This is a genomic window from Pseudomonas rustica, from assembly GCF_049959085.1.
Taxonomy (GTDB): domain Bacteria; phylum Pseudomonadota; class Gammaproteobacteria; order Pseudomonadales; family Pseudomonadaceae; genus Aquipseudomonas; species Aquipseudomonas rustica.
Genome location: NZ_CP188200.1, coordinates 5,325,338 through 5,346,630, shown reverse-complemented (window position 1 = coordinate 5,346,630; position 21,293 = coordinate 5,325,338). Strand labels below are relative to the sequence as shown.

Here is a 21,293-nt window from a genome sequence, read left to right as displayed (position 1 = left end):
GATGGGGCGCGCAGCGGCCCCGCTTCTAATCGGGCTGCTGCGCAGCCCATCGGGGATGAATCCCCTCACCACAGAATCCCCTCTCTCTTGGAGATGTGGGCTAAGGCTTGCGTGACTCTGCGGCTTTGAGCTCCGGCCTCAGCGGCACTTTCAGATAAGGATTCGCGCATCCAATCTTCAATGTCCGTGGCGGTGCCCAGCGCGAGTTGTTGCCCACCCGATCAATCACGCAGTACGTCACGTCCAGGCGCAAATCCTCGCCCGCTTCGACAATCACCGCCGGCGGCACCCACACCTGAATCGCCCGCCCAACATCGGCCGCCGTGATTGCCGGCAGATCCATGCGCACATCGCCCCAGCGCAAGGTGATTTCGTCGTCTTCGGCCATGTTCACGTAAGGCTCGATGGTCAGCGGCACACCGCGTTTGATCTGGTTCGGGTTCACGCCCTGACGGCGAATAGTGTCGGGCAGGGTGACGGGTGCCAATTGCTGGTTTTCGTCTCCAGACAGCGCTGGGGGCTGGCCGCCCGGGCAATCGAGTTTGACCTGCACCCGCGTCGCCGCCGACAGCGCCGGGCCTTGGCCAACCTGCATGAGCCGGTAATGAATGCTCGCCGTACCGTCGACGATAAAACTCTCCGGCACACGCAGACTGACGGCCTCGCCCACCTCGTCGCGGGTGAGTACACGGGAGGCGACGTAGCAGCGATTCCAGAACAGTTCGATCAGATCGCCGGCGTCCATGCCGGGGTAGGGCGCCACCTCGATCAGCAGGTGTGCAGCGGCAGACAGGTTGATGCCGGTTTTTTGCGCGGACGCGAGGATCGGCGCCGCCAGTTCGGGGGTGTTCGAAGTGCGAGTCATCGGTTTCTCTCCTTGAAGCCTTGCAGCGAAGTCCGTTTCTGAAAAACAAAAGGCGTGAATTGCCAGGCAATACAACAGCGAACTTCTGTTGCGTCAGAATGCTGGTTGATTGAACTAATAAACGTCGGTTGGCGACTAGATAAGAGCGTGCGGGAAGTGGAGTCAATAGAGGCGTTAAGCTAATCCGTGAATTACGAATTAATCAGAACCTTCCTACGCTTGCGAGGCATTCTGCCTAGGAGGATTGGCGAATGAGACCACGATTATTCGGGCGTTTTGCCGGTTTCGAGGGCGAGACTGTTTGAACCCAATCATGGTTTGAGCAGGGTTTTCTATTGATATGTGTCTGTTGCAGAACATATAAGTGCACTGCATTTAGGGTGTTTGTTATTGCAGAAAGTTTATTCAGCGGGATAAGCGTAACTTCCATCCATGGAAGTTATCGTTTAATGCATTGAACAGATTCAGGCGTGATTCAGAAACTTGCTGAGAAACTGTTTGGTGCGTTCCTCTTTAGGGTTGGCAAACAACGCTTTGGCTTCGCCTTGTTCGACGATCACGCCTTTGTCGAAAAACACCACACGGTTGGCCACGTCGCGGGCAAAACCCATTTCGTGAGTCACGATAACCATGGTGCGTTTCTCTTCGGCGAGACCACGAATGGTCGCCAGCACTTCACCCACCAGTTCCGGATCGAGGGCTGAAGTCGGCTCGTCGAACAGGATCACTTCTGGCTCCATCGCCAGCGCCCGGGCAATCGCCACACGCTGTTGCTGACCGCCAGACAGACGACGCGGATAAGCGTCCTCTTTGCCCGCCAGACCGACCTTGGCCATCAGCTTTTTGCCCAGGGCAATGGCGGCGTCGCGTGGCATCTTCTTGACCACAACCGGGCCTTCGATGACGTTTTCCAGCGCGGTGCGGTGCGGGAACAGATTGAAGTTCTGGAACACGAAACCCACGTGCTGGCGCAAATTGCGCACCAGACTCTGCTGCTGGTTCAACGGGCGGCTGGTATCGATTTCGATATCGCCGACCTTGATCCGGCCGCTGGTGGGCTGTTCAAGGAAATTCAGGCAGCGCAGGAACGTCGTTTTCCCCGAACCGCTGGGGCCGATGATCGCGACGACTTCGCCTTCCTTGACCTCGAGGTCGATGCCGTTGAGCACGACCTGACCCTTGAATTGCTTGGTCAGTTTTTCCACGACAATCATCGCGTCAGGACTCCTGGTCGTGCCGATTGACCCGCTCTTCCAACTTGTTCTGGAAGTGCGAAAGCACCGTGGCCAGAATCCAGTAGATCAGCGCGGCGGCAAGATACATGGTGAAGACTTCGAAAGTCCGGGCGGTAATCAGTTGCGCCTGACGGAACAGCTCCGGCACCTGAATGGTGGCGGCCAATGCCGTGTCCTTGACCAGCGAGATGAAGCTGTTGCCCAGCGGCGGCAGCGCCGTGCGCATTGCTTGCGGCAGGATGGCCCGACGCAAGGTTTGCGCGCGGGTCATGCCGATGCTCGCAGCAGCTTCCCACTGACCACGTTCGATCGAACCGATCGCGGCGCGCAGAATTTCACAGGCGTACGCGGCCATGTTCAGCGAGAAGCCGATCAGCGCTGCGGGTAACGGATCCAGTTCGATTCCCAGTTGCGGGAAGCCGTAATAGATCACGAACAACTGCACCAGCAGCGGCGTCCCGCGAAAGAACGACACATACACGCGCGCCAGCCAACTCACTGATTTGAAGCGCGACAGACGCATCAACGCCAGGCCGAAGCCCAGCAGCAAGCCGAAGAACATCCCGCCGAGGCTGAGGACTACCGTGTAGTACGCGCCCTTGAGCAGAAAGGGCGCGGAGTCCAGCAACAGCGTCGATGTCTCGGCGAGTTGCTGGCTCAACTGCGGGAAGTGCGCTTCGAATTGAAATCCAACTTCCATTATTTAGTGACGTCTGCGTTGAAGTACTTCTCGGACAGCTTCTTCAACGTGCCGTCAGCACGAAGTTCGTCGATGGCCTTGTTCACGGCAGCCAGCAGTTCCGGCTCACCTTTACGCAGGGCAACACCGGCTTCCTGACGGGAGAAGGCTTCACCGGCGGCGACGGTTTTCGGGGCTTTCTTGGCGTATTCCAGCGCGGCCAGACGGTCGATCAGGATGGCGTCGGTGCGACCGTTGTTGAGGTCGGCGAACTTGGTCGGATCATCATCGTAAGTGCGCACGTCAGCGCCCGGCACGTTGGCGCGAACCCATTGTTCGTAGTTGGTACCCAGGCCCACACCGACTTTTTTGCCGGACAGGTCAGCGGCGGTCTTGATGTTCAGTGCGGACTCTTTGCTCTTCAGCACCAGCGCCTGAATACCGGAAACGGTGTACGGCTCGGAGAAGTCATACTTCTTTTTGCGCTCGTCGGAGATGGTTACCTGGTTGACCACAACGTCCAGACGCTTGGATTCCAGCGCGGCGAGGATGCCATCCCATTTGGTCGGCTGGATCTTCGCTTTGACGCCGAGTTTTTGCGCGATCGCTTCCGAGAGCTCGACTTCGAAACCGGACAGTTTGCCGTCGGCATCGACGAAGCTGAACGGAGGGTAAGTGCCTTCCAGGCCGACGTTGATAACGCCTTTGTCCTTGATCTGTTGCAGCTGCTCACCGGCCACGGCCTGGCTGATCAGACCGGCGCTCAGCGCCAGACCCAGTGAACCCACCAGCAGATTGCGACGTAGTGCGGAAAAATTCATGACGAGCCCCTGTGTTTTCTTATGGAAGACGCTAAAGGAAAGTTGGCGAATTCGTGATTCGTGCGCCTGCGTTATCGTGCCCTAAAGCAGCTTATGCGTCTTGCGCGAAATTCGCCTGCGGCGAGACTATAAGATGTCTGCGTTAGACTTGAAAATACTTAATATTTAATTTGTTAGATCTTATTTGAATATGGCTTCTCTTTAGAAAAGATCGCAGCCTGCGGCAGCTCCTACACGGGATCACCTGTAGGAGCTGCCGCAGGCTGCGATCTTTTGATCTTGGTCTTACAGAAAATCCCTATAGGCAAACAACGCCGGCGCGCCGCCGGTGTGCAAAAAGATGATCGGGCCTGCATCAAAGCGCTGACGACCAATCCCATCCAGCAACCCCGCCATCGCCTTGCCGGTATAAACCGGATCCAGCAACACCGCCTCCTGACTCGCCAGCAACTTCACCGCCGCCAACGTTCCGGCATTCGGCTCGCCATAGCGCGGGCCGAAGTATTCGTCCCACAATTCGACTTTGAAGCTCTCCGGCAGTTCGACGCCGAGCAGCGCCGCCGTACGCTCAGCCAGCCCTTGCACCTTCGGCCGCTGATCTTCTTCACTGCGCGAAACCGTCACGCCGATCACCGGCAACTGTGGCAACACTTCGCTCAACGCCAAGGCCAGACCACTGTGCGTGCCGGCGCTGCCCGAGGCCAACACCACGGCGGCGAAATTCAGGCCGGTGTCCTTGATCTGCTCGGCCAGTTCCAGACCGGCGCGCACATAACCCAGCGCACCGAGTGCGTTCGAACCGCCAATCGGCACCAGATACGGCTTCTTGCCGTTGCTGCGTAAACGCACGGCGAGGGCGGCAAGTTGTTCATCCGCGTTGTCGAGGTTGTCAACCAGTTCGACCTTGGTGTCGAACAGATCCAGCAGCAGTCGGTTGCCGTTGCCGGTGTAGTTGCTGTCATCGGTGCCCAGCGGATTTTCCAGCAATGCCACACAACCGAGACCGAGCTTGGCGGCCAGCGCAGCGGTCTGGCGGACGTGGTTCGATTGCAGCGCGCCGGCGGTGATCAGCGTGTCGGCGCCTTGCGCCAAGGCATCAGCGGCGAGGTATTCGAGTTTGCGCAGTTTGTTGCCGCCCATGGCCAGCGGCGTCAGGTCATCGCGCTTGATGTACACCTCGCGACCGAGCCATGCGGACAGGCGTTCGAGTTTTTCCAGCGGCGTTGGATGGCCGAGCAGGTCGAGGCGGTTAAAGCGTTCCAGCTGATTCTTGATCATGAGTCCGTACTGGCGGAGAAAGATGAAAGGACTATAGGCACGGGTTTTTGCAGGGGCAACCGCGAATCGCTTATAGCCAAATGAACTGAGCCCAGCACTATCGGTTCTTAATTCGCCCCCGCGAGCATGCCGTAAAGTAGTCGCCGTTGACGCGGCCAGACAGTCCGGCCGCCCGTGAGGAGTCTTTACCGTGAGCGAGCGTTCCAGCCATTGGCAATTGCAGACCATCGTCAGTCAACTGCGCAGCGCGCGGGATCAGTGGCGGGCACAGAACGGCCGGGCGTCCGGCGAGCAGGGTGGTCGCGAGTTGCCGTCGCGGGCGGCGATGGCGGAGATTCTCGAAGCGCTGTGCGGCGCGTTGTTCCCGATGCGTCTGGGGCCGGTGGATCTGCGCGAAGAGAGTGAAGATTTCTATGTCGGTCATACCCTTGATGTCGCGCTGAATGCCTTGCTGGCGCAAACGCGCCTGGAGCTGCGTTATGTCGCCCGCCACAGCGCGCAGGCCGATACCGAAGTCGAGGCCCGTGCGATTGAGATTATTCAGGACTTTGCCTTGGCCTTGCCAGGCTTGCGCACGCTGCTCGATACCGATGTGTTAGCCGCTTATCACGGTGATCCAGCCGCGCGTAGCGTTGATGAAGTGCTGCTGTGCTACCCGGGGATTCTGGCGGTGATTCATCATCGTCTGGCGCACCATTTGTATCGCGCGGGGCTGCCGTTGCTGGCGCGGATCAGCGCGGAAATCGCGCATTCGGCGACCGGGATTGATATCCATCCGGGCGCGCAGATCGGCCGTAGCTTCTTTATCGATCATGGGACGGGCGTGGTGATCGGCGAGACCGCGATCATTGGCGAGCGTGTGCGGATTTATCAGGCGGTGACGTTGGGCGCCAAACGCTTCCCGGCGGACGAAGACGGCCAGTTGCAGAAGGGTCATCCGCGTCATCCGATCGTGGAAGATGATGTGGTGATTTACGCCGGGGCGACGATTCTCGGACGCATCACCATCGGTAAGGGTTCGACCATTGGCGGCAATGTGTGGCTGACGCGCAGTGTGCCGGCGGGGTGCAATCTGACCCAGGCCAACTTGCAGCACGATGACGGCACGCAAAAGTAAGATCCGATGTAGGAGCTGCCGAAGGCTGCGATCTTTTGATCTACAAAAACCACAGCAAAAGATCGCAGCCTTCGGCAGCTCCTACAGGTTTGTGCATGAGTCCTGTTGTCGTTGAACGAATCCCCTCAAACCCGCGTCATACCCATCCTTGAGCTAGCGTAGGAAAACTACCGCCTAGCCGTACGATTAGTCCTTACCCCCCCATCCATGTTTAACTTGAACGTTCATTCAAGTTAAACCGGTGGTTCGCTGCCCGCTCACAACAGGAGGCTTGCCTTTGCTGAGTCCGATCATTTCAGCCACGTCTAAACCCCTCGAGGTGCACGTTTCATGAGTGCATCGTCTACCCCCGCCAGCGGTCTGGTGCGCATGAATCCGCCGGTGTTCTATTTCGCCGCGACGGTCATTCTGCTGTTTGGTCTCGTGGTCATCGCCATGCCTGAACAGGCAGGCGCCTGGTTACTGGAAGCGCAAAACTGGGCGGCCAATACGGTCGGCTGGTACTACATGCTCGCGATGACCCTGTATCTGGTCTTCGTGGTGGTCACCGCCTTATCCGGCTACGGCAAGATAAAACTCGGTGCCGACCACGACGAGCCCGAATTTAGTTACCTGTCCTGGGCCGGCATGCTGTTCGCCGCCGGGATCAGCATCACGCTGTTCTTCTTTTGCGTGTCCGAACCGCTGACCCACATGCTCCAACCGCCGCAAGGCGAGGCGGGCACGGCGGATGCGGCGCGCCAAGCCATGCAGATTCTGTTTTTGCACTGGGGCCTGCATGGCTGGGGCGTGTTCGCCTTCGTCGGCATGGCGCTGGCCTACTTCGCTTACCGCCACAACCTGCCGCTGGCGCTGCGCTCGGCGCTGTATCCGCTGATCGGCAAACGCATCAACGGCCCGATCGGTTACGCGGTCGATGGCTTCGGCATCATCGCCACGGTGTTCGGCCTCGGTGCCGACATGGGTTTTGGTGTGCTGCACCTCAACTCCGGTCTCGACTACCTGTTCGGCATCGCGCACACCCAGTGGATACAGGTCGGCCTGATCACGCTGATGATGGGCGCGGCGATCATTGTTGCGGTCTCCGGCGTCGATAAAGGCGTGCGGGTGATGTCCGACATCAACATGCTGTTGGCCTGTGCACTGCTGCTGTTTGTGTTGTTCGCCGGGCCTACCCAGCATCTGCTCAACACCTTGATCCAGAACATCGGCGACTACCTCGGCGCCTTGCCGATGAAGAGTTTCGACCTCTACGCCTACGACAAGCCTAGCGACTGGCTCGGCGGTTGGACAGTGTTTTACTGGGCCTGGTGGATCGCATGGTCGCCGTTCGTGGGTCTGTTCATCGCACGGATTTCCCGTGGCCGCACCATCCGCGAATTCGTTTTCGGCGTGCTGTTGATTCCGCTCGGTTTCACCCTCGCGTGGATGTCGATCTTCGGCAACAGCGCCATCGATCAGGTGCTCAACCACGGCATGAGTGCGCTGGGCATGTCGGCCCTCGACAACCCGTCGATGAGTATTTACCTGCTGCTGGAAACCTATCCATGGAGCAAAACCGTCATCGCCGTGACGGTGTTTATCAGCTTCGTGTTCTTCGTCACCTCTGCCGATTCCGGCACCGTGGTGCTCTCGACCCTCTCGGCCAAGGGCGGTAGCCCGGACGAAGACGGGCCGAAATGGCTGCGGGTGTTCTGGGGCGCGATGACTGCGCTGATCACCAGTGCGCTGCTGTTCTCCGGCAGCATCGATGCGCTGAAGTCAGCGGTGGTGCTGACGTCGTTGCCGTTCTCGCTGATTCTTTTGTTGATGATGTGGGGCCTGCACAAGGCGTTCTATCTCGAGTCACAGAAGCAGATCGCGCAGTTGCATTCGCTGGCACCGGTCTCCGGTTCGCGACGCGGCACGGGCGGCTGGCGTCAGCGTCTGAGTCAGGCTGTGCACTTCCCGTCACGCGACGAGGTGTACCGCTTCATGGACACCACGGTGCGCCCGGCGATTGAAGAAGTGACGGCGGTGTTTGTCGAGAAAGGCCTGAACGTGGTCACCCAGCCGGATCCGGCAAATGACAGCGTCAGCCTCGAAATCGGCCATGGCGATGCGCATCCATTCATCTATCAGGTGCAGATGCGCGGCTACTTCACGCCGTCCTTCGCGCGTGGCGGGATGGGCTCGAAGCAGCTCAACAATCGTCGCTACTACCGCGCCGAAGTGCATTTGAGCGAGGGCAGTCAGGACTACGATCTGGTCGGCTACACCAAAGAACAGATCATCAACGACATCCTCGATCAGTACGAACGGCATATGCAGTTTTTGCATTTGGTTCGGTAGAGATGAATCGATAGCCCCTTCTCCAGGAGGGGGGCTATCGAATGGAAACGGGTATTCCGGGATTCAGTATTTTTAGTTTGTCGACTGCGTTTTGCAGATACTGCGGTAGTACGCCTTCAAGCCGACCATTTTCCTTGCGACGCAATACCGGTTCTCTTGGAAGTACAAATATCTCTGCAACAGAAACGGACTGTGAAACGGGGAGGCCTGCATGGAGTGATACGTCTTTTCGGCCCGTAATCACAACTTCGTTGTGTGGAAAAAAATCAGGGTTGTTGGTTGAGTTTTTTTGTTGAAGTTCTCTAAGTTCTGAAACGCTGAGTACTACCTGATGATCGCGTTTTGGCCAATTTGCCTGCGGACGGAACACGTGTTTCGCGAGGGCTCCCGCGTTTTCGGTCTTGTTACCGCTGACAGGGTTGCGCTGAGTGCCGATATGATTTGGAAAACTCATATCTGCTCCGGACATCGTGATTATGTTGGAGGGCGTGAATTTAAGTTTGAAGGCAATTTCCCTATAGGTGATTGCCTCGGAAACGGTATAGGTTTCTGGTGTCTGTAGCGAATCAAGTGTCCCTGGCTGTGGAGATGCTGGCGCCTCAACTATTTGAGTGTTCCGATCATCCAGATTGATCAGTGATGTGCTGATGGCGTCCCAGCGAGATAAAACATCATCAGCTTTGTATTTCAGCAGTTCACTGTCGCGACCGTGCATGCTGTCTACAACGCTGTGTACGAGCATCAAATTTTCTGGAAGATTTCCCCACGAGTTCAACCTTTCAGCTTTTCTATCGATTGCCTGACCGACCAAACCATTGCTGTCTGTCCTGTTCACAGGATTGTTGTTGACCATTAAATATTGGTTGGTACCGTCAAGAGACCCCGCCGGATCCGGACTTATCCACCGCTGCAACCACGGCGCGTAATATCTAAACCCATAAAAATACAATCCCGTTGCATCCCGCTCTTTGCCTGAGTATCGAAGGGTCTTGTACTTGACCTCAACAGCGCTCGCCCCCGCCCACCAAGCCGTCCCTCCGTAGGGGTAATAACCTTCCTGGCTCAAGAGTTGCGCCTGATCATCCAGCTCCAGCGATACCGAGGCAAGATGATCCTTCACGCAGTAACGCAGTTGATCATTGGCGATCTCTGCAGGACGTCCCGCCACCCAGTGCAACGCTCGCACCTGACATGCCCCTGCCTCAATGTTGATCACATGCCTATCTTCACCCGTGGCTGCGTTGCGGTGAATTTCCAGTCTTGGCAGGTAGCGGGTTTCACTGCGCAAGCTGCGAGTACCGGTCTGCAGCATGCGCACCTTGCGGGCTCGGCTGCCGGGGTTGTCGTATATGTAGCGCTCGCTATCGTCAGCCCCGTCCTCGCGTTTGACCATCGTAATCAGGCTCAATTGATTGCGCGCATCCCAACTCATCCGCTGTCCGCGTTGCAGTTCCAGTTGATTGCCATTGGCATCGAAGGCGTCGCCCAAATCCTCTTTTCGCGGCACGCTGCGATTACTGTCGAGGGCCGTGAACATCGTAAATGTTTCGGCGCCGCTGTGATGTCTGGCAATCAGGTTGCCGGCGATGTCGTACTCGAAGCTCTGGGTGTACGGCAGCAATTGGTTTGGATCGACCGCGGGCGATCGCCATACCGGCAATGACGGGCCGTGATCCGGTTGGCTGACTTCCCGCCCGGTGGCTTCGACCAGTTGGTAGAGGCTGTCATATCGATAGCGATTGATCGGCTCGCTTCGTCGGTTTTTGAAGTAGCCAGCGAGCCGGGATTTGTCGTCGATGCTGAGGATATTGCCCACAGGGTCGTAGACAAAGTTGAGGTCTTGCAGGTCTTTCCCGGCGGGATCGCGGACACATAATCGAATCGGGCGGCCGTCTTCGAGCGAATATTCGTGGCTGGTTTTTGCGCCGTTGCCGGCGGTTTCATGCGTGACCTGACCCGAGGCGTTGTAGCCAATGTCGCTGACCAGCAGAACGGATTTATTTTCGACGGATGCAAGTTTCAGCCGTGCTTCTTTTTGCTCGCCGGCCCGGGTGTAGGCGAACAGCTTCCGGTTACCCATCGCGTCGGTTTGATCGATCACATCTCCTACGGCGTTGTAACTGTGACAGGTAGTGAAGGCCTCACTTTCCAGTTGCACCTCCCGTGCCGCCATTTCCATCGGCCAATCCGGCGTAGTCAGATCGATCAGAAACCGGGTTTGCTCAATCAGCGACTGGCCCGTCACCGTGAAGGCGCAGTGTTGCAAGGTTCCTGCCGGATGGTCATGGCGCACAAGTCGCCCGCGCAGGTTATCGCTTGCGCAGGCATCGCCATACGTTAGTCGTTCCACCACTTGCGGCGGCTGAGCGGCCAGATATTGGGTCACGGCGACCGGGCGTTGAAGTGGGTCCAACTCAGCGTGACTCTGGCTACCGCGACTGTCCCAATGTGACAGCGGATAACCCGGGGCACTGAACAAACTCAAGGCCCAGCCACTGTCGACGCTTTCGCTTAATAATGTCTTCGCGGACAAGGAAAAGAATGTAGCGATATTGGGTTTGGCCGCAGAACCCCAGAGTCGGGGATCCCATTGGGCGATCATCCGCCGTGCCGGGTCGGAGACTTGCCGATCGATTCGCGATTCGATGGCTTGCTCGACGCGGTGACGACAGTATTTGACGACTCGCACGGCCAGGCCTTGTGAGTCCATCACGGACAGCTTGGGCGTCGCGGTGTCGTGGGAGGTGGCGGCGAACATTACGATCCCTCGTACGTGTTACGCACAGAGTGAGGGCGTTTGAATATTTTGAATACTGTAAGAAGTAACAGGTGGGTGGAAGCGCTTACTGCGCTTCGGAAAACACCATGAACAAGACCATCGCCGCCATCGGCACGCCGAACACCGCACTGCCAATCGCTATTTCCGAACCCAGCGGTTGCTTCGCATGCACCACACCCACCGCGCCGTTAATCACCGTCAACGCCAGCCACAGGGCGGCGAAGCTGTAGGCCATGGTCTGCCGGCTGAAACCGATGCGCTCGCCGATGTAGAGCATGAGGGCGAGCAGAACCAGGCCGAAGAAGATGATGATGGCGGTGTGCATGGCGGGTTCTGCCTGGTGGATGTGTATTGCCTGAAAGACCGCTATCGCGAGCAGGCTCACTCCTACAGTGGAGCGTGGTTGGACATGAATTTTATGTACAACGCAGCTCCTGTAGGAGTGAGCCTGCTCGCGATAGGGTCACCTCGGTGTCCTTTAGAGCATAGACAATCCGGCCCACACCACTAAAACACCGGTCCTCTCCATCGGGACACATTTCGTGACTCATCCAGATGTGCACGGCTCACGAGGTGTGGTGTTCGCTGGCTCGCGCCTGCCGTTGAACTGGCCCTTAACCGAGCGTCCGTTCCGTGAGCTAAAATTATCTTGATGTGTATTGTGTGTATTGCAGGCGCTAGCGTCCCCTAGAGTAAACAGCTCCAGCGGTCGAACAGGGCAAAGGGAATGCGCAGTCGGGAAATGATCAGGATGATCGAGGACGATGGTTGGTATCTGGTGGCGGTGAAAGGCAGTCACCACCAGTAAAAGCATGCGTTCAAGCAGGGAAGGGTGACGATCAAGCACCCCGACTCCGATCTGCCCAAGGGCACGATCAACAGCATTTTGAAACAGGCGGGCCTGAAATGAGGCCCGTTATTGGAAACGAAGGCCGTTTTAAGGGCCTGTCAGAGGAAGGACTCACTCACATGAAATTCCCGGTCGTTCTGCACAAGGATGCCGACTCAGACTACGGCGTGATCATCCCGGATGTACCGGGCTGCTTCTCTGCGGGCACTACGGTCGCCGAGGCGTTTGAGAATACTCAGGAAGCGTTGGCGCTTCATTATGAAGGCTTGGTCGCCGACGCCGCGCCGTTGCCGCAAGTGCGGGAGATTGATGCTCATCTCGATAACCCGGATTACGCGGGAGGGATCTGGGGTGTGGTCGATTTTGATATCACCCCGTATTTCGGCAAGTCAGTGCGGTTTAATGCCACGCTGCCTGAGCAGTTGCTTGAGCGCATCGACCAAACTGTCCGACGTGACCAACGCTATAGCTCCCGCTCCGGTTTCCTCGCGGCAGCCGCCTTGCGCGAACTCTCGATGTAAAGATGACCCTGTAGGAGCTGCCGCAGGCTGCGATCTTTTGACTTGTTTTTAAAGATCAAAAGATCGCAGCCTGCGGCAGCTCCTACTGAGATGTCCGTTTCAGGTGCTTTCCCGTTCGATGACTTGGCACTGCAGCAGATTCAGCCGTTGCACTTCATCGCTCGGCAATACACCAAGACTTTCCAGCACGCGTGTCGCCGCCAGCACACCGATCTCCAGCGCCGGTGGTTTGATCGTGCTCAGACTTGGCAAAAGCATCTCGGCGAACGGGTAATCACCGAAGCCGAGAACGGCGCAGTCTTCGGGGATTTTAATGCCCGCGCGTTGCCCGGCGAGGAGACCGCCGGCGGCGAGGTTGTCGTTGGCGAAGATGATCGCGTCGGGGCGCGGTGAGGCGTTCATCAGGGCGTCCATCGCCTGTTTGCCGGCTTCGAAGGGCGTGCGATCAGCGTCGGGGGCAAAGACCCACGGCTCCACGCCGGCCTCTCGCAAGGTCGCCGCGTAACCGTCGCGGCGTTCCAGGGCGCTGAAGTCACCCGCAGCGCTGTTCTGCACGAACGCAATGCGTCGATAACCTTTTTCCAGCAGATAATTCGCCGCCGTCACGCCTACGTCGAAATGCGAAAAACCGATCTGCATCGGCTCACGTTCCGGCTGGTAATCCCAGGTTTCGATCACCGGAATATCCGCCTCGGCGATCATCTTTTCCGTTCCCGCGCTGTGAAAATGGCTGGTCAGTACCAGCGCCGCCGGCGCCCAGCCGAGAAACGCGCGCACTGCGTTCTCTTCCTGTTCGGTGCTGAAATAACTCGACGCCAGCAACAGTTGATAACCATGACGACTGAGCGTATCGCTGAAGCCCTGAATGGTATTGGCGAAGATCGGCCCGGAAATGTTCGGAATGACCATGCCGACGATTTTCCCCCGCGCCGAGGCCAGCCCGCCGGCTACCAGATTCGGTACATAACCCAAATCAGCCACCACTGCCGCGATCCGCTCGCGGCGTGCAGGCGACACCTGTTCGGGCTGATTGAAGTAGCGCGACACGGTGATCGCCGAAACCCCGGCCTCGCGCGCCACGGCATTCAGGGTCACGCGTCCGGCGCCACGGCGTTTGCGCGGCTTTTCTTCGCTCATGGTTCGATCCTTGTTAAAAACCAAATCGCATATAAAACTAATTTTTCAGTATTGGACGGTCTATGTGCGGATGGCCAATATTGGCGATGTTAGCGCTAACAAAGCGCGTTGTCTGCTACTCGCTCGAGCGAATGCCCAAGACACCGATTCAGGCGCTGTCGTCGCAGAACGGCAGCGGATCAGGGCCAATTTCGAGCGGGCAGAACATGCACAACATTCCTGGGGCGACACACAAACTGGCGCAGTCGATTCGCGCCGCTGGCTGGTTACTGACGGGGTTGGCGGCGCTGCCGTTGCCCAATGCATTCGCTGCTGACAGCAGCGATCAGGAGCCGACGCTGAAGTCGGTCACCGTCACCGCGACTCGCCGCGAAGAGTCGCTGCAAAAGGTGCCGGTTGCGGTCTCGGTGATCGACGGCGAGCAGCTTGAGCGCGATAACCGCAACGGCGTGGCGAGCATTGTTCAGCAAGTACCGTCGCTGAATTTCCGTACCGGCGCATCGAACAAAGACACCTCGTTGTTCGTGCGCGGCGTCGGCACGATTTCCACCTCGCCGGGCGTCGAGCCGACCGTGGCGACGGTGATTGATGGCGTGGTGTATGCGCGTCCGGGACAGGCGACCCTGGACCTGCTCGATCTCGAGCGCGTCGAAGTTTTGCGCGGGCCGCAAGGCACGCTGTTCGGCAAGAACGCCTCGGCTGGCGTGCTCAACATCACCAGCAAGGCACCCACCGCCGAGACCCACGGCTACATCGATCAGTCGTACTACAGCGGCAACGAAAGCCGCACCCGTTTCGGCCTCGGCGGCAGCCTGATTCCTGAGACGTTGAAGGGCTCGATCAGCACGCTGTTCGGCACCTACGATGGCAACGTCGACAACCAACATAATGGTCAGGAGGTCAACGGCTACAACCATCGCGGCGTGCGCGGCAAACTCGAATTCACCCCGAATGACGACGTCACCTTCACCCTGATCGCCGACTACATGCAGTCCCACGACGACGGCCCCAATGGCGTGGTCAGCAAGTCGCTGACCCCGGCCTTCGCCAACGCGCTGAGCCCGGCGTACGCCTCCAGCCACAACCGCGACATCAACACCGACACTCGCTCTCACGTTGAAGACATCAACAAAGGTTTGTCCGGCCAGCTCGACTGGCAACTGGGCGATTACACGCTGACGTCGATCACCGCGTGGCGTGGCTGGGACAACACCCAATATCAGGACGGCGACCGTCTCGGCACGGTGACCGCAGCGTTTCCCGGCACGGCGGATAAGGGTGATCTGGCCTTCGATCAATACTCGCAAGAGCTGCGCCTGGCCTCACCGAAAGGCGAATTCCTCGAATACGTCGGCGGCCTGTTCTACATGCACGGCAAGGACGACGAGACCTATCAGCGCACATTGACCACGACAACGCGCACTGACCGTGGCGTCGCCAACTACGGCACCACCAGCGACAGCTATGCGGTGTTCGGCGAGAGCACGCTGAACTTCACTTCGGACTTTCGCGGCATCGCCGGCCTGCGCTACACCCACGATGATCTCGAATACGATCACCGCCGCGTGTCGACGTCGGCCACCACCGTCAGCGGTATCCAACCGGCGACCAGCAGCTCAGGTTCCGTCGATGAAGATGGCTGGTCTGGTCGCCTCGGAGTGCAGTACGACTTGAGCGACGCCGTCACCACGTACCTGACCTACTCGCGCGGCTACAAAGGCCCGGCCTACAACGTGTTCTTCAACATGCAGCCGCGCGACACCGAAGCGCTGAAACCGGAAACCTCCAACACTTGGGAGGCGGGCATCAAAGCCACGTCGTGGAACAACCGCCTGACCACCAACCTTGCGGTGTTCCACAGCGATTACGACAACTATCAGGCGAACTTCTTCGACACCGTCGCCGGGCAAGTGGTGACGCGTCTGATCAACGCCGGCAGCGTCAGCACCGAAGGCGTCGAGCTCGATTACGCCCTGCAAGCGACCCAGCAACTGAAACTGTCCGGCGCACTCGCTTACACCCGCGCACGCATCGACGAATTCGCCTGCCCGGCGGGCGCGGCGGCGTCCTGCAACGTCAACGGCAAACCGCTGCCGTTCAGCCCGGACTGGAAAAGCTACGTGCGTGCCGACTACACGATTCCGCTGGATAACGGCCTGGATATCGAACTCGGCACCGACTACAGCTGGCAGAGCGAAGTGCAGTACGACATCAGCCAGAACGTCGACACCAAACAGGGCGCCTACGGTATCTGGAACGCCAGCGTCGCACTCGCCGATTACAGCAATGGCTGGCGTGTTGCGCTGCTCGGCAAAAACCTCACTGACAAGTCTTACTCGCCGGTGCTCGCCAGCGGTGGCAACTACATCTACCGCGCCGTGCCACGCGACGACGAACGCTACTTCGGCGTGCAACTGCGCAAGGATTTCTGAGATGAGCAGACAGTTGAAACTCGGCGCGTTTCTCATGGCCACCGGGCACCACGTCGCGGCGTGGCGTCATCCGGATGTGCCGGCGAATGCAGGTCTGGATTTCGCCCATTACAAGCGGCTGGCGCAGATTGCCGAGGCGGCGAAATTCGATGCGTTGTTTGTCGCTGACAGCGTCGCCGCGCCGACCCAGGACATCGCCAGTCGCATGGCGCGCTCTGATCACTTTGAGCCGTTGACATTGCTCTCGGCGCTGAGTGCGGTGACCGAGCACATCGGCCTGATTGCGACGGCGACCACCAGCTACAACGAGCCGTATCACGTGGCGCGCAAATTCGCCTCGCTAGATCACCTTTCGGGCGGCCGAGCGGGGTGGAATCTGGTGACCTCGGACAATGCTGCCGAAGCGCTGAATTTCGGCCGCGACGAACATATCGGCCACGCCGAACGCTACAGCCGTGCGCGGGAATTTCATCAGGTGGTCACCGGGCTTTGGGACAGTTGGGAGGACGATGCGTTTGTGCGCGACAAGGCTAGCGGGGCGTATTACGACCCTGCGAAGTTGCATGTGCTGGATCATGTGGGTGAGCACTTTCGGGTCAAAGGGCCGCTGAATGTTGCACGCTCGCCGCAGGGGCAACCGGTGATCGTGCAGGCGGGATCCTCCGAAACCGGACGCGAGTTGGCGGCGCAAACGGCTGAGGTGGTGTTTACCGCGCAGACATCCTTAGTCAATGCACAGGCGTTCTACGCCGACCTCAAAGGGCGTCTGCCCAAGTACGGTCGCAGCGCCGATTCGCTGAAAATCATGCCCGGGGTTTTTGTCGTGGTCGGCCGTACCGAAGCCGAAGCGCAGGAAAAATGTGAAACGTTTCAGCAATTAGTCGAACCCGAGGTTGGCGTGGCTTTACTTGGGCGTATGCTGGGCAACTTCGATTTGTCGAAGTACCCGCTGGACGGGCCGTTACCGGCGTTGCCACTGACCGAAAGCGGCCAGCAGAGTCGGCAGAAATTGCTCACTGAGCTGGCGGGGCGGGAGAACCTGACCCTTGCCGAATTGGGGCGCAAGATTGCTGGCGGGCGCGGGCATTACAGCCTGGTCGGTACGCCTGAGCAGATTGCAGATCGTTTGCAGGAATGGTTCGAACAGGGCGCGGCGGACGGCTTCAACGTGCTGGTGCCACACCTGCCAGGCGGGCTCGAAGACTTCGCCAACGGCGTGGTGCCGGAACTGCAACGGCGTGGGTTGTTCAGAACGGAGTACGAGGGCCGGACATTGCGCCAGAACCTCGGGCTCGCCCGACCTGGCAATAGATTTGTGTAACACCCTTCGCGAGCAGGCTCGCTCCCACATTTGGAATGCATTTACCTGTGGGAGCGAGCCTGCTCGCGAAGCAGTCGACACCCATTTCAAGACAGACAAGAGAGGATTCGATGACTTACACCGCTGCCGAAAATCGCTATGACTCCATCCCTTACCGCCGCGTTGGGCGCAGCGGTCTGGTGCTGCCGGCGCTGTCGCTGGGCCTGTGGCACAACTTCGGTGACAGCACGCCGATCGACACCCAGCGCGCGTTGCTGCGCACCGCGTTCGATCTGGGCATCAACCACTTCGACCTGGCCAACAACTACGGCCCGCCGTACGGCAGCGCCGAGATCAATTTCGGTCGTCTGCTGCGTGAAGACTTCAAGCAATACCGCGATGAACTGATCATTTCCAGCAAGGCCGGTTGGGACATGTGGCCCGGCCCTTACGGTCAGGGCGGCGGCTCTCGCAAGTACGTGCTGGCCAGCCTCGACCAGAGCCTGCAACGCCTCGGTCTCGACTATGTGGATATCTTCTATTCGCACCGCTTCGACCCGGACACCCCACTGGAAGAAACCGCCAGCGCCCTCGCCACTGCGGTGCAACAGGGTAAGGCGTTGTACATCGGTATCTCGTCGTATTCCGGCGTGAAAACCCGCGAGATGGCCGCGCTGTTGCAAGAGTGGAAAGTGCCGTTGTTGATTCATCAACCGGCGTACAACCTGCTCAATCGCTGGGTGGAAAAGGATCTGCTCGATACCACCGATGAACTCGGCACGGGCGTGATTGCTTTCACTCCGCTGGCGCAAGGGCTGCTCACCGACAAATACCTCAACGGCGTGCCGGCGGATGCGCGGGTTAATCGTCCGGGTGGTGGTTCGCTGCAGGCTTCGCACTTGTCCGAGGCCAACATCGCTCATGTGCGCGCACTGAACGAGATCGCCAAGCGTCGCGGTCAGAGCCTGGCGCAATTGGCGCTGGCGTGGACGCTGCGGGATCCGCGAGTGACCTCGGCGTTGATTGGTGCGAGCCGGCCGGAGCAGATTATTGAGAACGTTGGGGCGTTGAAGAATCTGAGCTTCAGTGCTGAAGAACTGGCGGAGATTGACCGGTTTGCCCAAGAGGGCGGGATCAATTTGTGGGAGAAGCCTTCGACGGCGGAGTGAGCCTCTCGAAGCTGATCGTTCCCACGCTCCGCGTGGGAATGCATCCACGGACGCTCCGCGTTCGGCTTTAGATGGGACGCAGAGCGTCCCGGGCGGCGTTCCCACGCAGAGCGTGGGAACGATCAAGGTAGGAGCTGCCGCAGGCTGCGATCTTTTGATCCTAAAAAAACGGCACATCCCCCAACACCGTCGCCCGCTGCATCACCCGCCGCGCCGGGCGGTAATCATCTACCGCGTAATGCTGGGTCACGCGGTTGTCCCAGAACGCAATATCGTCCAGCTGCCAACGCCAGCGAATGGTGAATTCCGGTCGCGTCGCATGGGCGAACAAAAACTTCAGAATCGCCTCGCTCTCGGTTTCCGACAGTTCATTGATCTTCGACGTGAAGCCTTCATTGACGAACAACGAACGCCGCCCGCTGACCGGATGCGTGCGAATCACCGGGTGTGACAGCGGTGGATTCTTGCGTCGCGCCTCTTCCCACTGCGCGAGCGCTTCAGGCGTGTTGCCGTAGCGTTCCAGCGGAAACGAACGAGTGAAATCGTGAGTCGCGGTCAGCCCTTCGAGCAAACTTTTCATCGGCGCCGACAGCGCTTCATACGCAGCAATCCCGCTGGCCCACAAGGTGTCGCCACCGAACTCCGGCAGCAACTTGGCGCTGAGCACTGCGCCCATCGCTGGCGTTGGCAGGAAGGTCACGTCGGTGTGCCAGATCGCGTTGTCGCGCACGTCGGTGACGGCGGTGTCGAGGACCAGCACTTCCGGTTGTTCCGGTACGTTCGGGTAGATCGGGTGAATGTGCAGGTCGCCAAAGTACGCAGCGAAACGCGCCTGTTGCGGTGGCTCGATTGGCTGGTTGCGGAAGAACAAAACTTGATACTTGAGCAGCGCCTGCTCGATGGCGTCGCGGTGTTCCAGGGACAGCGGCTGGCTGATGTCGACGCCACTGATCTGTGCGCCGAGGGCCGAGCTTAACGGGGTGATGTTGAGGCTGCTCATGGTCTTTCTCTTCAATTGCGGTCATCACCCTATGTAGGAGCTGCCGCAGGCTGCGATCTTTTGATCTTGTTTTTAAGAGGATCAAGATCAAAAGATCGCAGCCTGCGGCAGCTCCTACAGGGGGTGATTCAAAAGATGTTTTAGTGGGCCTGGCCGTGCCACGGCACCAGTTTGCGTTGCAGGGCGCGCAGGCCCATTTCCATGGCGAAGGCGATCAGGGCGATGACCAGAATCCCCAGCACCACCACATCGGTGACCAGGAATTGCGCGGCCGACTGCACCATGAAACCCAGGCCACTGGTGGCAGCAATCAATTCGGCAGCAACCAACGTCGACCAGCCAACGCCTAGGCCAATGCGCACGCCAGTGAGAATGTCCGGCAAAGCGCTCGGCAAAATCACATGGCGAATCAGCTGCAAACGCGTCGCACCCAACGACTGCGCCGCGCGCAATTTCGCCGGGTCAACCGTGCGCACACCAGTGGCGGTAGCAATGGCAATCGGCGCGAAAATCGCCAGATAAATCAGCAGCACTTTCGACAACTCGCCGATGCCGCACCAGATCACAATCAGCGGCAGATAAGCCAACGGCGGAATCGGGCGGTAGAACTCGATCAGCGGATCGAGCACACCACGGGCGATGCGGTTGGCGCCGATCGCAATGCCCACCGGCACAGCGGTCAAAATCGCAAAACCGAGGCCCAGACCGATGCGGCTCAGGCTCGCACCAAGGTGCTGCCACAACGTCGAGTCCATGTAACCGGTAGTCGCCAGCAACCAGCCCTTTTGCAGCACGGCGGACGGTGGCGGCAGGAACAATGGTTCGATCAGACCGGTGGCAGTCACTGCCCACCAGATCGCCACCAAAGTGAACAGCGTCAACAGGCTGATCCAGCGCGTGCTGAGGCTGCGGCGCACGGGAATCACCACCGATGCGCTGACCGGTTTTACCGCCGCCGAGGAAACGTCGTAACTGCTCATGCGCGCTCCTGCCGTTGCCCGGCGCTGCGTTGCGAGAACACTTTGCTCAGCACGTGTTCGCGGGTTTCGATAAAACGCGGATCGGATTTGATCGCGCGGGCGGACTCGCCAGCGGCGTAACGCTGACCGAAATCCAAGTGCAGACGCTCAACGATCTGCCCCGGATTCGGCGCGAGCAGAATCAGGTCAGTGGCGAGGAACACCGCTTCTTCAATGTCATGGGTAATCAGGAAAACCGGCTTGGCGGTGCGTTGCCAGACTTGCAGCAACAGTTCCTGCATCTGTTCGCGGGTGAACGCGTCGAGGGCACCGAAAGGCTCGTCCATCAGCAATACACGCGGGTCAGCGGCGAGAGCGCGGGCGAGGCCGACGCGTTGTTTCTGGCCACCGGAGAGTTGCCAGATGCGGCGGCTTTCGAAACCGGAAAGATCAACCAGTGCGAGCATTTCACGGGCGATTTTTTCGCGTTTGTCCTTGGCGACGCCGGCCAGTTCCAGACCGAATGCGACGTTGGCCAACACGTCCTGCCAAGGCAACAAGGCGTCATCCTGAAACACCACGCCACGTTCGGCGCTCGGGCCTTTGACTGGCACGCCGTCGAGGGTGATGCGCCCGGCGCTCGGTTCAACGAAACCGGCAATCAGGTTCAACAGCGAAGTCTTGCCACTGCCGGACGGGCCGAGGGCGACCAGCAATTGCTGAGGCCCCAGGGTCAGAGAAATATCCGCCAGCACCGGTGTCGGGCTGCCCGGGTACTGTGCGCTGATGCGCTCCAGCTGTAGCAAGGCCATCGCGGTTA

General features: G+C 59.0%; 17 protein-coding genes and 1 pseudogene. 7 read left to right on the top strand and 11 right to left on the bottom strand.

Going from position 1 to position 21,293, the window contains the following annotated elements:
* Positions 1–100: 100 nt before the first annotated feature.
* From ACP3TY_RS24350 to ACP3TY_RS24330, 5 genes are all read right to left on the bottom strand, one after another.
* On the bottom strand, positions 101–865 hold the full coding sequence (locus ACP3TY_RS24350) for a hypothetical protein (RefSeq protein ID WP_426618673.1): 765 nt from the start codon (positions 863–865) through the stop codon (positions 101–103).
* A 464-nt stretch (positions 866–1,329) separates the two neighbouring features.
* Positions 1,330–2,079: an L-cystine ABC transporter ATP-binding protein TcyN gene (tcyN, locus tag ACP3TY_RS24345; RefSeq protein ID WP_426618672.1), complete on the bottom strand. Its 750-nt coding sequence runs from the start codon at positions 2,077–2,079 to the stop codon at positions 1,330–1,332.
* 4 nt (positions 2,080–2,083) lie between these two features.
* Positions 2,084–2,800 (bottom strand): cystine ABC transporter permease, encoded by a 717-nt coding sequence (gene tcyL / locus ACP3TY_RS24340; protein WP_426618671.1) that lies wholly within the window; start codon positions 2,798–2,800, stop codon positions 2,084–2,086.
* Positions 2,800–3,600, bottom strand: a complete 801-nt coding sequence (gene tcyJ, locus ACP3TY_RS24335; protein WP_053116513.1) for a cystine ABC transporter substrate-binding protein — start codon at positions 3,598–3,600, stop codon at positions 2,800–2,802. The genes tcyL and tcyJ overlap by 1 nt, the downstream gene beginning before the upstream one ends.
* A 285-nt stretch (positions 3,601–3,885) precedes the next feature.
* Positions 3,886–4,878 carry a D-cysteine desulfhydrase gene (locus ACP3TY_RS24330; protein ID WP_426618670.1) on the bottom strand — a complete coding sequence of 331 codons (993 nt, stop codon included), beginning with the start codon at positions 4,876–4,878 and terminating at the stop codon, positions 3,886–3,888.
* A gap of 190 nt (positions 4,879–5,068) precedes the next feature.
* On the opposite strand from ACP3TY_RS24330, the gene epsC reads away from it, so the two are divergent.
* Both epsC and betT read left to right on the top strand, forming a co-directional pair.
* A complete protein-coding gene (gene epsC, locus ACP3TY_RS24325; protein WP_053116516.1) occupies positions 5,069–5,995 on the top strand; it encodes a serine O-acetyltransferase EpsC in 927 nt (308 codons plus the stop codon).
* A gap of 369 nt (positions 5,996–6,364) precedes the next feature.
* Positions 6,365–8,326 carry a choline transporter BetT gene (gene betT, locus ACP3TY_RS24320; RefSeq protein WP_171057266.1) on the top strand — a complete coding sequence of 654 codons (1,962 nt, stop codon included), beginning with the start codon at positions 6,365–6,367 and terminating at the stop codon, positions 8,324–8,326.
* A gap of 34 nt (positions 8,327–8,360) precedes the next feature.
* Here the strand turns inward: betT and ACP3TY_RS24315 are convergent, their stop codons facing one another.
* Together ACP3TY_RS24315 and ACP3TY_RS24310 are read right to left on the bottom strand one after the other, a co-directional pair.
* On the bottom strand, positions 8,361–11,084 hold the full coding sequence (locus ACP3TY_RS24315) for an RHS repeat domain-containing protein (RefSeq protein WP_426618669.1): 2,724 nt from the start codon (positions 11,082–11,084) through the stop codon (positions 8,361–8,363).
* Positions 11,085–11,169: 85 nt separating this feature from the next.
* Complete coding sequence (locus tag ACP3TY_RS24310; RefSeq protein WP_426618668.1) at positions 11,170–11,430, bottom strand: hypothetical protein; 261 nt, start codon at positions 11,428–11,430, stop codon at positions 11,170–11,172.
* A gap of 402 nt (positions 11,431–11,832) precedes the next feature.
* Between ACP3TY_RS24310 and ACP3TY_RS24305 the strand changes: the two are divergent.
* Together ACP3TY_RS24305 and ACP3TY_RS24300 are read left to right on the top strand one after the other, a co-directional pair.
* Positions 11,833–12,015, top strand: a pseudogene (locus ACP3TY_RS24305) (type II toxin-antitoxin system HicA family toxin).
* Positions 12,012–12,476, top strand: a complete 465-nt coding sequence (locus ACP3TY_RS24300) for a type II toxin-antitoxin system HicB family antitoxin (RefSeq protein WP_426618667.1) — start codon at positions 12,012–12,014, stop codon at positions 12,474–12,476. The pseudogene ACP3TY_RS24305 and the gene ACP3TY_RS24300 overlap by 4 nt, the downstream one beginning before the upstream one ends.
* 99 nt (positions 12,477–12,575) lie before the next feature.
* On the opposite strand, the gene ACP3TY_RS24295 is transcribed toward ACP3TY_RS24300, so the two are convergent.
* Positions 12,576–13,613, bottom strand: coding sequence for a LacI family DNA-binding transcriptional regulator (locus ACP3TY_RS24295; protein ID WP_426618666.1), 1,038 nt, complete (start codon positions 13,611–13,613; stop codon positions 12,576–12,578).
* Positions 13,614–13,819: 206 nt separating this feature from the next.
* Here ACP3TY_RS24295 and ACP3TY_RS24290 point away from each other — a divergent pair, with 206 nt between their 5' ends.
* The 3 genes from ACP3TY_RS24290 (at position 13,820) to mgrA (ending at position 18,514) form a co-directional block, all read left to right on the top strand.
* Entirely contained in the window at positions 13,820–16,045 is a 2,226-nt protein-coding gene (locus ACP3TY_RS24290) for a TonB-dependent receptor (protein WP_426620517.1), read from the top strand.
* A gap of 1 nt (position 16,046) precedes the next feature.
* A complete protein-coding gene (locus ACP3TY_RS24285; RefSeq protein WP_426618665.1) occupies positions 16,047–17,366 on the top strand; it encodes an LLM class flavin-dependent oxidoreductase in 1,320 nt (439 codons plus the stop codon).
* Between the two features lie 110 nt (positions 17,367–17,476).
* Entirely contained in the window at positions 17,477–18,514 is a 1,038-nt protein-coding gene (gene mgrA / locus ACP3TY_RS24280; protein ID WP_400646161.1) for an L-glyceraldehyde 3-phosphate reductase, read from the top strand.
* A gap of 160 nt (positions 18,515–18,674) precedes the next feature.
* Here mgrA and tauD read toward each other — a convergent pair whose 3' ends face one another.
* The 3 genes from tauD to tauB form a co-directional block, all read right to left on the bottom strand.
* Positions 18,675–19,514, bottom strand: coding sequence for a taurine dioxygenase (gene tauD, locus ACP3TY_RS24275; RefSeq protein WP_426618664.1), 840 nt, complete (start codon positions 19,512–19,514; stop codon positions 18,675–18,677).
* 140 nt (positions 19,515–19,654) lie between these two features.
* Positions 19,655–20,494, bottom strand: coding sequence for a taurine ABC transporter permease TauC (tauC, locus tag ACP3TY_RS24270; RefSeq protein WP_053116523.1), 840 nt, complete (start codon positions 20,492–20,494; stop codon positions 19,655–19,657).
* Complete coding sequence (gene tauB / locus ACP3TY_RS24265) at positions 20,491–21,285, bottom strand: taurine ABC transporter ATP-binding subunit (RefSeq protein WP_007917917.1); 795 nt, start codon at positions 21,283–21,285, stop codon at positions 20,491–20,493. Before tauB ends, tauC begins: the two co-directional genes overlap by 4 nt.
* Positions 21,286–21,293: the final 8 nt, after the last annotated feature.

What these genes read in the sequence shown, in the direction of transcription:
- ACP3TY_RS24350 (WP_426618673.1), bottom strand. Translation starts at nt 865, where the DNA reads ATGACTCGCACTTCGAACACCCCCGAACTGGCGGCGCCGATCCTCGCG.
- tcyN (WP_426618672.1), bottom strand. Translation starts at nt 2,079, where the DNA reads ATGATTGTCGTGGAAAAACTGACCAAGCAATTCAAGGGTCAGGTCGTG.
- tcyL (WP_426618671.1), bottom strand. Translation starts at nt 2,800, where the DNA reads ATGGAAGTTGGATTTCAATTCGAAGCGCACTTCCCGCAGTTGAGCCAG.
- tcyJ (WP_053116513.1), bottom strand. Translation starts at nt 3,600, where the DNA reads ATGAATTTTTCCGCACTACGTCGCAATCTGCTGGTGGGTTCACTGGGT.
- ACP3TY_RS24330 (WP_426618670.1), bottom strand. Translation starts at nt 4,878, where the DNA reads ATGATCAAGAATCAGCTGGAACGCTTTAACCGCCTCGACCTGCTCGGC.
- betT (WP_171057266.1), top strand. Translation starts at nt 6,365, where the DNA reads ATGAATCCGCCGGTGTTCTATTTCGCCGCGACGGTCATTCTGCTGTTT.
- ACP3TY_RS24315 (WP_426618669.1), bottom strand. Translation starts at nt 11,084, where the DNA reads ATGTTCGCCGCCACCTCCCACGACACCGCGACGCCCAAGCTGTCCGTG.
- ACP3TY_RS24310 (WP_426618668.1), bottom strand. Translation starts at nt 11,430, where the DNA reads ATGCACACCGCCATCATCATCTTCTTCGGCCTGGTTCTGCTCGCCCTC.
- ACP3TY_RS24300 (WP_426618667.1), top strand. Translation starts at nt 12,012, where the DNA reads ATGAGGCCCGTTATTGGAAACGAAGGCCGTTTTAAGGGCCTGTCAGAG.
- ACP3TY_RS24295 (WP_426618666.1), bottom strand. Translation starts at nt 13,613, where the DNA reads ATGAGCGAAGAAAAGCCGCGCAAACGCCGTGGCGCCGGACGCGTGACC.
- ACP3TY_RS24290 (WP_426620517.1), top strand. Translation starts at nt 13,820, where the DNA reads ATGCACAACATTCCTGGGGCGACACACAAACTGGCGCAGTCGATTCGC.
- ACP3TY_RS24285 (WP_426618665.1), top strand. Translation starts at nt 16,047, where the DNA reads ATGAGCAGACAGTTGAAACTCGGCGCGTTTCTCATGGCCACCGGGCAC.
- mgrA (WP_400646161.1), top strand. Translation starts at nt 17,477, where the DNA reads ATGACTTACACCGCTGCCGAAAATCGCTATGACTCCATCCCTTACCGC.
- tauD (WP_426618664.1), bottom strand. Translation starts at nt 19,514, where the DNA reads ATGAGCAGCCTCAACATCACCCCGTTAAGCTCGGCCCTCGGCGCACAG.
- tauC (WP_053116523.1), bottom strand. Translation starts at nt 20,494, where the DNA reads ATGAGCAGTTACGACGTTTCCTCGGCGGCGGTAAAACCGGTCAGCGCA.
- tauB (WP_007917917.1), bottom strand. Translation starts at nt 21,285, where the DNA reads ATGGCCTTGCTACAGCTGGAGCGCATCAGCGCACAGTACCCGGGCAGC.